10 protein-coding genes are annotated in these 10673 nt (G+C 39.7%); 9 read left to right on the forward strand and 1 reads right to left on the reverse strand.

Annotated features, from left to right (window positions below; translation table 11 throughout):
- The first annotated feature begins 43 nt into the window (after nt 1-43).
- The 5 genes from AC1Q8N_RS19345 (at nt 44) to pyrG (ending at nt 5581) form a co-directional block, all read left to right on the forward strand.
- Nucleotides 44-1174: an acyl-CoA dehydrogenase gene (locus AC1Q8N_RS19345; RefSeq protein WP_493521322.1), complete on the forward strand. Its 1131-nt coding sequence runs from the start codon at nt 44-46 to the stop codon at nt 1172-1174.
- 21 nt (nt 1175-1195) lie between these two features.
- Nucleotides 1196-2335, forward strand: coding sequence for an acyl-CoA dehydrogenase AcdA (gene acdA / locus AC1Q8N_RS19350; protein WP_000545531.1), 1140 nt, complete (start codon nt 1196-1198; stop codon nt 2333-2335).
- A gap of 66 nt (nt 2336-2401) precedes the next feature.
- Nucleotides 2402-3031: a TetR/AcrR family transcriptional regulator gene (locus AC1Q8N_RS19355; protein WP_048542708.1), complete on the forward strand. Its 630-nt coding sequence runs from the start codon at nt 2402-2404 to the stop codon at nt 3029-3031.
- Between the two features lie 154 nt (nt 3032-3185).
- Complete coding sequence (gene rpoE / locus AC1Q8N_RS19360) at nt 3186-3716, forward strand: DNA-directed RNA polymerase subunit delta (RefSeq protein WP_048542705.1); 531 nt, start codon at nt 3186-3188, stop codon at nt 3714-3716.
- Nucleotides 3717-3973: 257 nt separating this feature from the next.
- Nucleotides 3974-5581 (forward strand): CTP synthase, encoded by a 1608-nt coding sequence (pyrG, locus tag AC1Q8N_RS19365; RefSeq protein ID WP_000170450.1) that lies wholly within the window; start codon nt 3974-3976, stop codon nt 5579-5581.
- A gap of 33 nt (nt 5582-5614) precedes the next feature.
- Here the strand turns inward: pyrG and AC1Q8N_RS19370 are convergent, their stop codons facing one another.
- A complete protein-coding gene (locus tag AC1Q8N_RS19370; RefSeq protein ID WP_000912405.1) occupies nt 5615-6139 on the reverse strand; it encodes a DUF2529 domain-containing protein in 525 nt (174 codons plus the stop codon).
- A 202-nt stretch (nt 6140-6341) separates the two neighbouring features.
- Here AC1Q8N_RS19370 and spo0F point away from each other — a divergent pair, with 202 nt between their 5' ends.
- From spo0F to glpX, 4 genes are all read left to right on the forward strand, one after another.
- Entirely contained in the window at nt 6342-6710 is a 369-nt protein-coding gene (gene spo0F / locus AC1Q8N_RS19375) for a sporulation initiation phosphotransferase Spo0F (protein ID WP_493521323.1), read from the forward strand.
- 211 nt (nt 6711-6921) lie between these two features.
- The gene (locus AC1Q8N_RS19380) at nt 6922-7779 is read left to right on the forward strand and encodes a class II fructose-bisphosphate aldolase (protein ID WP_048542703.1); all 858 of its coding nucleotides are present in this window, start codon (nt 6922-6924) and stop codon (nt 7777-7779) included.
- Nucleotides 7780-8111: 332 nt separating this feature from the next.
- Nucleotides 8112-9401 carry a UDP-N-acetylglucosamine 1-carboxyvinyltransferase gene (gene murA, locus AC1Q8N_RS19385; RefSeq protein WP_000413258.1) on the forward strand — a complete coding sequence of 430 codons (1290 nt, stop codon included), beginning with the start codon at nt 8112-8114 and terminating at the stop codon, nt 9399-9401.
- 116 nt (nt 9402-9517) lie between these two features.
- Nucleotides 9518-10483 (forward strand): class II fructose-bisphosphatase, encoded by a 966-nt coding sequence (gene glpX, locus AC1Q8N_RS19390; RefSeq protein WP_000442336.1) that lies wholly within the window; start codon nt 9518-9520, stop codon nt 10481-10483.
- The last annotated feature ends 190 nt before the right edge of the window (nt 10484-10673 follow it).

Here is a 10673-nt window from a genome sequence, read left to right on the forward strand (position 1 = left end):
ACCAAATTATTAAAAAGATATATAGCAAACGGAGGCGGAGTACATGAACTTTCATTTTACTGAAGAGCAACAAATGATGAGGAAAATGGTTCGAGATTTTGGGCAGAAGGAAATAGCTCCCTTTGTTCCTAGTATGGAACAAGGGGTGTTCCCGAAAGAGATTTTGCAGAAGATGGGTGAGCTTGGGCTAATGGGTATTCCAGCGCCTGCAAAATATGGCGGGGCAGAAATGGATTTTATTTCTTACATTTTAGCAATTGAGGAAATTTCAAAGGTAAGTGCAACGGTTGGTGTAATTTTAGCTGTACATACGTCAGTTGGAATGAACCCGATTTTATATTTTGGAACAGAAGAACAGAAGCAGAAATATGTTTCTAAACTTGCGACTGGTGAATATTTAGGTGCATTTGCATTAACAGAACCAAATGCAGGATCAGATGCAGGGAGTTTGAAATCAAGAGCTGTAAAGAAAGGCAATCACTACATTATTAATGGATCGAAAGTGTTTATTACAAATGGCGGTGAAGCAAGTACATACATTGTATTCGCTTCTACAAATCCAGAGGCAGGAAAAAGTGGGATTTCTGCATTTATAGTAGAGAAAGATACACCAGGCTTAGTTATCGGCAAAGATGAGCATAAAATGGGACTTCTTGGTTCTCGCACGGTACAACTTACGTTTGAAGATATGAAAGTGCCGGCCGAGAATTTGCTTGGTGAAGAAGGACAAGGATTTAAGGTGGCAATGGCGAATTTAGATGTTGGACGAATTGGAATTGGAGCGCAGGCATTAGGAATCGCGGAAGCGGCGCTTGCATGTGCGATTGATTATGCGAAAGAGCGTGAGCAATTCGGCAAGCCAATTGCGGCGCAGCAAGGAATCGGATTCAAACTTGCAGATATGGCGACTAGTGTAGAAGCAGCGCGATTACTTGTATACAGAGCGGCATCGCTAAGAGCGCAAGGATTACCATGCGGTAAAGAAGCTTCTATTGCGAAATTATTCGCTTCTAAGACGGCTGTTGAAGTTGCGATTGAAGCGGTGCAAGTATTTGGTGGTTACGGTTATACGAAAGACTATCCGGTAGAACGATTTTTCCGTGATGCGAAAATCACGCAAATATATGAAGGAACGAGTGAGATACAGAAACTTGTTATTAGTCGAGCTTTATAAAAGGACAAGGGGGAGACGGAAATGCATTTTAAACTATCAGAAGAACATGAAATGATAAGAAAAATGGTTCGGGATTTTGCTAAGAACGAAGTAGCACCGACGGCAGCTGAGCGTGATGAAGAAGAGAGATTTGATCGTGCACTATTTGATCAAATGGCAGAGCTTGGTTTAACCGGCATTCCGTGGCCTGAAGAATACGGTGGAATTGGAAGCGATTACTTAGCGTATGTAATTGCTATCGAAGAATTATCTCGTGTTTGTGCTTCAACAGGTGTAACGCTGTCTGCACACACTTCACTTGCTGGTTGGCCAATTTTTAAATTTGGAACGGAAGAACAAAAGCAAAAGTTTTTACGACCGATGGCAGAAGGAACGAAAATTGGTGCATACGGTTTAACGGAACCAAGTTCTGGTTCAGATGCTGGCGGAATGAGGACAACTGCGAAACGAGATGGAGACCATTACATTTTAAATGGATCGAAAATCTTTATTACAAATGGCGGTATTGCTGATATTTATGTTGTTTTCGCGTTAACTGATCCCGAATCGAAGCAGCGTGGTACGAGCGCGTTTATTGTGGAAAGTGATACACCAGGATTTTCAGTTGGGAAGAAGGAAAGCAAGTTAGGGATTCGCTCTTCACCAACAACTGAAATTATGTTCGAAGATTGCCGTATTCCTGTAGAGAACCTACTAGGGGAAGAGGGGCAAGGATTTAAAGTTGCGATGCAAACATTAGATGGCGGCCGTAATGGTATTGCCGCGCAAGCAGTCGGTATTGCGCAAGGCGCTTTAGATGCGTCTGTAGAATATGCAAGAGAGCGTCATCAGTTTGGGAAACCTATTGCGGCGCAGCAAGGAATTGGCTTTAAACTTGCAGATATGGCAACGGATGTGGAGGCGGCGCGTCTTCTAACATACCAAGCGGCTTGGCTTGAATCGGAAGGGCTTCCGTATGGGAAAGAGTCAGCGATGTCAAAGGTATTTGCAGGCGATACAGCGATGAAGGTGACGACTGAAGCGGTACAAGTATTTGGTGGTTACGGTTATACGAAAGATTATCCAGTAGAGCGTTATATGCGCGATGCAAAGATTACACAAATATATGAGGGAACACAAGAGATTCAAAGGCTTGTAATTTCTCGTATGTTAACGAAGTAGGAGCAAAGGCGTAGGTATTTTCCTACGCTTTTTCCTTCCAAAAAATAATAGAGAGAGGTGAAGGGGATGGTTAAACATAATGTACATGCGTCCGTGAAAGATGAAAAATTAGTTGCGTTAAGACGTGAACAAATGATTAAAGGTGCGGTGCAATTGTTTAAGCAAAAAGGGTTCCCACGTACAACAACGAGAGAGATTGCGAAGGCGGCTGGGTTTAGTATTGGAACACTTTATGAGTACATTCGTACAAAAGATGATGTTTTATATTTAGTTTGTGATAGTATTTATGAACATGTAAAAGAAAGATTAGAGGAAGTAGTGTGTACAGAGAAGGGAAGTATAGAAAGCTTAAAGATAGCGATAAAGAATTATTTTAAAGTGATGGATGAATTGCAAGAAGAAGTATTAATTATGTATCAAGAGGTACGTTTTTTACCGAAAGAATCACTCCCATATGTATTAGAAAAAGAGTTTCAAATGGTCGGAATGTTTGAGAATATTTTAGAGCAGTGTACAGAAAATGGGACATTTACATTAAATAAAAAAGAGATACAGCTTCTTGCACATAACATTTTCATACAAGGACAAATGTGGGGATTTAGACGTTGGGCCCTGCAAAAACTGTATACGCTTGAAGAATATACAGAAATGCAAATTAGGTATGTACTGCAAGGAGCGCATATGTTTCCGAAATAAGGAATAGACAAATTATAATTTTATTATCATATTAAAGTTTCCCGTTTTTTTTGTAGCATATTTGTGCGACTTTTGTTTATAATGAATAGTATGGATTTTTTTAAGCAGACCGTTATATATAAGGTTATATTTGAAGAAAGGAAGTGCCGCATAAGTGAATTTTAAGCAATATTCACCAGAAGAGCTAAAAGAATGTTCAATGATTGAAGTTGTACATAGCGTTTTAGGGGATAAAAGACAAGCAACGACATTCAACGAGTTGGTTCGAGAAATCGCTCAAGTGCTGGGACTATCTCAAGAGCAAGTTAATGCGAAACTCGCACAATTTTATACAGATTTAAACATCGATGGACGTTTCATTAATTTAGGAGAAAATCGTTGGGGACTACGTAGCTGGTACCCATATGAGCAAATTGATGAAGAAATCTTACCTCAGCCAAAACCGAAGAAGAAACGTAAAGTTGAAGAGGACGGTTTTGACGACTACATCGAAGAAGATGAAGACTTCGACGATGCAGACGCAAATGAAGAAGAGGTAGAAGATTTGGACAAGGTTCTTGAAGAAGAAGACGGAGACGACGATGATCTTGATGATTTAGATGAAGATGATGACGATGACTTCGCCGAAGAAGAACTTGAGTACGATGAAGCTGAAGCTGAAGAAGAAGAAGAGGAAGAACTGTAGTTCTTGACTTTTCATTATCGTCCATGTAGAATCATTTTTGGGCTCTTTAAAAAAGGACGATAATACTTTTAAAGTGTAAATATAAAAGAAAATTGCTCCCTACTTATTACTTTATGTGATGAGGGGAGCAATTTTCTTTTTTGTTTTTTGTTTAGAAAATAAAAAGAGTCTAACAATAAGATGGATACAGTGTTATCTACATACGTTGCGCTTTGCAACGGTGATTATATAACAGCAAAATAGGAGGGAGCTTTTTCATGACTAAGTATATTTTTGTAACAGGCGGTGTAGTATCGTCTTTAGGAAAAGGTATTACAGCAGCATCTCTTGGAAGACTTTTAAAAAATCGTGGTTTAAACGTAACGATTCAAAAGTTTGATCCATACATTAACGTAGACCCAGGGACTATGAGCCCATACCAACACGGTGAGGTATTCGTAACAGATGATGGTGCAGAAACTGATTTAGACCTTGGTCACTATGAGCGTTTCATCGACATCAACTTAAACAAATACAGCAACGTAACAACAGGTAAAATTTACTCTTCAGTTCTTCAAAAAGAGCGTCGTGGTGAATACCTAGGAGGAACAGTTCAGGTTATTCCTCACATTACTAACGAAATTAAAGAGCGTGTATACCGTTCTGGTCGCGAAACAAACGCGGACGTTGTTATTACAGAAATCGGTGGAACTGTTGGTGACATCGAGTCTCTACCATTCTTAGAAGCAATCCGTCAAATTAAGAGCGACATCGGTCGTGACAATGTAATGTACATTCACTGTACGTTAATCCCGTATTTAAAAGCAGCGGGTGAAATGAAAACAAAACCAACGCAACATAGCGTTAAAGAGCTTCGCAGCTTAGGTATTCAACCAAATATTATCGTTGTTCGTACAGAATTGCCTGTTTCTCAAGATATGAAAGACAAGCTTGCATTATTCTGTGACATTGATACAAAAGCAGTTATCGAAGCACGCGATGCAGATACTTTATATGCGGTTCCATTATCTCTTCAAGAGCAAAATATGGACCAAATCGTTTGCGATCACTTAAAATTAGACAATCCAGCTGCAGATATGACAGAGTGGACTGCGCTAGTTAATAAAGTACGTAACCTTTCTAAGAAAACAAAAATTGCTCTTGTTGGTAAATACGTAGAACTTCAAGATGCATATATTTCTGTTGTAGAAGCACTTCGTCATGCGGGTTATTCATTCGACACAGATGTAGAAGTGAAATGGGTAAACGCTGAGCACGTAACACCAGAGAACGTACAAGAATTAGTTGGTGACACAGATGGTATCCTTGTACCTGGTGGATTCGGCGATCGTGGTGTAGAAGGTAAAATCGTTGCAATTCAATATGCTCGTGAAAACAAAGTTCCATTCTTAGGAATTTGCCTAGGTATGCAACTTGCATCAATCGAATTCGCACGTAACGTATTAGGATTAGAAGGAGCTAACTCTTCTGAAATTAATCCTGACACACCTTATGCAATCATTGACTTATTACCAGAACAAAAAGATGTAGAAGACTTAGGTGGCACACTTCGTCTTGGTCTATACCCATGTAAGCTTGCTGAAGAAACAAATGCTTACAATGCTTACAACGAGCCGGTTGTATATGAGCGTCATCGTCATCGTTATGAGTTCAACAATCAATTCCGTCCGGATATGGAAAAAGCAGGATTTGTATTCTCTGGTACAAGCCCAGACGGTCGTCTAGTTGAAATCATTGAATTAAAAGACCACCCTTGGTTCGTGGCAGCACAGTTCCATCCAGAACTTGTATCTCGTCCAAACCGTCCACAACCATTGTTCCATGACTTCGTAAGTGCTTCTATTACGAATAAAGAGAGCAAGTAATAAAAAAAAAGCGCCTGAAATAGGGCGCTTTTTTTAATATTCATTTAACATTTCATCGATTGTAAATTTGATCCCATGATATGCAAATAAAGCTATCATTAAACTTGGGAATCCGTAGCGATTGCCTTCATCGTCTGGAATAAGGCCTTTTAACAGCTTAGTATCAATATGTACATCTGTATATTGTTCTAGTGATTCAGTACCTTCTTGAATAGCAGAGATGCCGACAATAGAGTGTCCATCAGCTTGAAGTTTTTTTGCCATTGCTACAACTTCTTCATCTGTTGAAAAACGGCTAATAAGAAGTACACGGTCTGCAGAAGTTACTTCTACTTCTTTACCATTTTCAAATAATCGTTTTGCTTGCTTCATTGGCTCAGCACCGAATAATGCTTCAGCGACAACGCCCTCCATTTCATTTGTACCATGTAAATAAATGAAACCGTCGCCAACTAATGCTTGAGCAAGTAGACGGGCGCTATCTTCTATATTCATTTCTTCTTTTTGAGAAACTCTGGAGAAATAACCACTTAATTGAGTTGAAAAAATTTTTAACATAATGTTACTCCCTTTCGTACGTGTTTACCGGCTTTCATTATAGTTTATTTTTTTAGAAAGGTGAAATCGAAGGGTAGCATAACAAAATAGGAAACGGTAAAATAAGAAAGAATAGGAAGGGATTTGCCAAAGAATAGCGAAAATTAATCGTTAAGATATAAGAAGCTTTAAATCTTGTATTTACACAGAAAGGTTGGGAGTTATGGAAGGTAAAATTTTAATCGTTGATGATCAATATGGCATTCGTGTGTTATTACATGAAGTGTTCCAAAAAGAAGGTTATCAGACATTCCAAGCAGCGAATGGATTTCAAGCTTTAGATATCGTGAAAAAAGATAATCCAGATTTAGTAGTGTTAGATATGAAAATTCCAGGTATGGATGGTATAGAGATTTTAAAACATGTAAAGGAAATTGATGAGAGTATTAAAGTAATTTTAATGACTGCTTATGGAGAGCTTGATATGATCCAAGAAGCGAAAGATTTAGGAGCTTTAATGCACTTTGCTAAACCGTTTGATATTGATGAGATTCGTCAAGCGGTGAGAGAACAGCTTACTGTAGAGGCGTAAAAAATGAATTTTTTATAAAAAATATGGAAAAAAGCGTTTACATGGACTATTGAGCAGGTGAATACGGTTGAGTTTTTGAGTACAAGTTGTTATCCTATTGAGTGTAGAAAAAAGTCCGGTATGTAAATATACATATTTTACCTTATTCTGGTCATACTACCAGCGATAAGAACTTATCGGATACAAAAAACGTTTTTTAGGAGGATTCACCATGCCTTTAGTTTCTATGAAAGAAATGCTAAACACAGCACTAGAAGGAAAATACGCAGTTGGTCAATTCAACATGAACAACTTAGAGTGGACTCAAGCTATCTTAGCTGCTGCGGAAGAAGAAAAGTCTCCTGTAATCCTAGGTGTATCTGAGGGTGCAGCTCGTCATATGACTGGTTTCAAAACAGTTGTAGCTATGGTTAAAGCTTTAATCGAAGAAATGAACATCACTGTTCCTGTAGCGATTCACCTTGACCATGGTTCAAGCTTCGAAAAATGTAAAGAAGCAATCGATGCAGGTTTCACATCTGTAATGATCGACGCTTCTCACCACCCATTTGAAGAAAACGTTGAAACTACTAAAAAAGTAGTAGAATACGCACACGCTCGTAACGTATCTGTTGAAGCTGAGCTTGGAACAGTTGGCGGACAAGAAGACGACATCATCGCTGAAGGCGTAATTTACGCTGATCCAGCAGAGTGTAAGCACCTTGTTGAAGCAACAGGTATCGATTGCCTAGCTCCAGCTTTAGGTTCTGTACACGGTCCTTACAAAGGTGAGCCTAACTTAGGATTCGCTGAAATGGAACAAGTTCGTGACTTCACTGGCGTACCTTTAGTATTACACGGTGGTACTGGTATCCCAACTGCTGATATCGTAAAAGCTATTTCTTTAGGTACTTCAAAAATTAACGTAAACACTGAGAACCAAATTGAGTTTACAAAAGCTGTTCGTGAAGCATTAAGCAAAGACCAAGAAGTTTACGATCCTCGTAAATATATTGGACCTGGCCGCGAAGCTATTAAAGCAACTGTTGCTGGTAAAATGCGTGAATTCGGTTCTAACGGTAAAGCGTAAGAATAAAATTCCGTTTTGGAAACCGTCTAGTCTTTTAGACGGTTTCCTTTCGTTGTATAATGAAAGCGTGAACAAGTCTAAAGATTTTTATCATTTTGTTTTTGAAATAGAAAATAATGTGCATAGTCCTATTAATAAATGTGATAATGTATCTAAATTGATAATGTAAATTCGATGAATAGTTAATCTTTATCTATTCGTACTACGGGAGAAATGAAGATAATGGTTTCCTATTTATTGAGTGTTAGGGTGGAAAGAGTGATTGAGAATCTTAAGGGGAGCTTTCTATAAGGGTATAGAAAGTAAATACATTCATAAGAAGGGAGCTCAATATGGAAAAATTGCTAATTGAAGGCGGAAGAGCTTTAAATGGAACAATTCGAGTGAGTGGTGCAAAGAACAGCGCCGTTGCACTAATTCCAGCGACAATTTTAGCAGATACTCCAGTAACTATTGGTGGTGTTCCTAATATTTCGGACGTGAAAATGTTAGGAGACTTGCTAGAGGAAATTGGAGGAAGAGTAGCTTATGGACAGGAGGAAGAGATGATAGTCGATCCTTCTAACATGGTTGCAATGCCTTTACCGAATGGAAAAGTGAAAAAATTGCGTGCTTCTTATTATTTAATGGGTGCGATGCTTGGCCGTTTTAAAAAAGCTGTTATTGGGCTTCCAGGTGGATGTCATTTAGGACCGAGGCCTATTGATCAGCATATTAAAGGATTTGAAGCGTTAGGTGCACATGTTACGAATGAACAGGGTGCGATTTATTTAAGAGCAGATGAATTGCGCGGGGCACGTATTTATTTAGATGTTGTTAGTGTAGGAGCTACAATTAATATTATGCTAGCAGCTGTGCGAGCGAAAGGTAGAACTGTTATTGAAAACGCAGCGAAAGAACCAGAGATTATTGATGTAGCTACATTGTTAACAAGCATGGGTGCACGCATTAAAGGTGCGGGCACAGATGTAATCCGAATTGATGGTGTGGATTCACTGCACGGTTGTCACCATACGATCATTCCGGATCGTATTGAAGCGGGTACGTATATGATTTTAGGAGCTGCATCAGGAGGAGAAATAACGGTTGATAATGTGATTCCTCAGCATTTAGAGTCAGTTACAGCGAAGTTAAGAGAAGCTGGTGTCCAAGTTGAAACGAACGATGACCAAATTACAGTGAACGGTAATAGAAGGTTAAAAGTAGTTGATATAAAAACGCTTGTATATCCAGGATTCCCAACAGATTTACAACAACCATTTACAACGCTTTTAACAAAGGCGCACGGAACGGGTGTTGTAACGGATACGATTTACGGCGCACGCTTTAAACACATTGATGAATTACGTCGTATGAATGCACAAATTAAAGTGGAAGGTCGTTCGGCAATTGTAACTGGTCCTGTTTTATTGCAAGGCGCAAAAGTGAAAGCAAGTGATTTGCGAGCTGGAGCGGCTCTTGTTATTGCAGGGTTAATGGCGGATGGAATTACGGAAGTAACCGGACTTGAGCATATTGATCGAGGTTATGAAAATATAGTAGACAAGCTTAAAGGTCTTGGCGCAAATATTTGGCGAGAACAAATGACAAGCCAAGAAATTGAAGAGATGAAGAACGCATAAGTGATACTTCCGCAAGGGGGAAGCGAAGCATCACTACTTGCGGAAGTATACTTTGTAGAGAAACACGGTTCACAAAATACGGCAGAAATATAAAGACTTAAAGGAGAGGGATTATCGTGGAAAGAAGTTTATCTATGGAGTTAGTACGTGTAACAGAGGCTGCAGCATTATCATCAGCGCGTTGGATGGGGCGCGGGAAAAAGGATGAGGCAGACGGTGCAGCAACATCAGCTATGCGTGATGTATTTGATACAATCCCGATGAAAGGTACAGTTGTAATTGGTGAAGGCGAGATGGACGAAGCACCAATGCTGTATATCGGAGAGAAATTAGGTACAGGATATGGACCACGTGTAGACGTTGCGGTTGATCCTTTAGAAGGGACAAACATCGTAGCAGCTGGTGGATGGAATGCTCTTGCTGTTATTGCAATTGCAGATCATGGTAATTTGTTACATGCTCCTGACATGTACATGGATAAAATCGCGGTTGGCCCAGAAGCGGTTGGGGCGGTCGATATTGATGCGCCTATTATCGATAACTTACGTGCGGTTGCGAAAGCGAAAAATAAAGATATTGAAGATGTTGTAGCGACAGTTTTAAACCGTCCACGTCATCAAGCGATTATCGAAGAAATTCGTAAAGCTGGTGCTCGTATTAAATTAATTAACGATGGCGATGTGGCTGGAGCAATTAACACTGCATTTGATCGCACAGGTGTAGATATTTTATTCGGCTCTGGTGGAGCACCTGAGGGTGTATTAGCAGCAGTTGCATTAAAATGTTTAGGTGGAGAAATCCACGGAAAGCTTCTGCCTCAAAATGAAGCTGAATTAGCTCGTTGTAAAAAAATGGGTATTGAAGACATAAATCGTATCCTTCGCATGGAAGACTTAGTAAAAGGTGACGATGCAATCTTTGCGGCAACAGGCGTAACAGACGGAGAACTATTACGCGGCGTTCAATTTAAAGGTAGCGTAGGAACAACACAATCCCTTGTTATGCGTGCAAAATCAGGCACAGTACGCTTCGTAGACGGACGTCATAGCTTGAATAAAAAACCAAACTTGGTTATTAAATAAAAAGTGGAAGCGGCTCGTTCAGAATCGCAGGGTATTGGAACTCTCGACCTTGAAGCGCTTTTTGCTTCGAGCGAGAGAGTGAAATGACCGGAGATTCTAGCCGCTGGAACTGGATTAAATAAAAAGTGGAAGCGGCTCGTTCAGAATCGCAGGGTATTGGAACTCTCGACCTTGAAGCGCTTTTTGCTTC

It is taken from the genome of Bacillus sp. GW823-FHT06B01 (genome assembly GCF_058952315.1).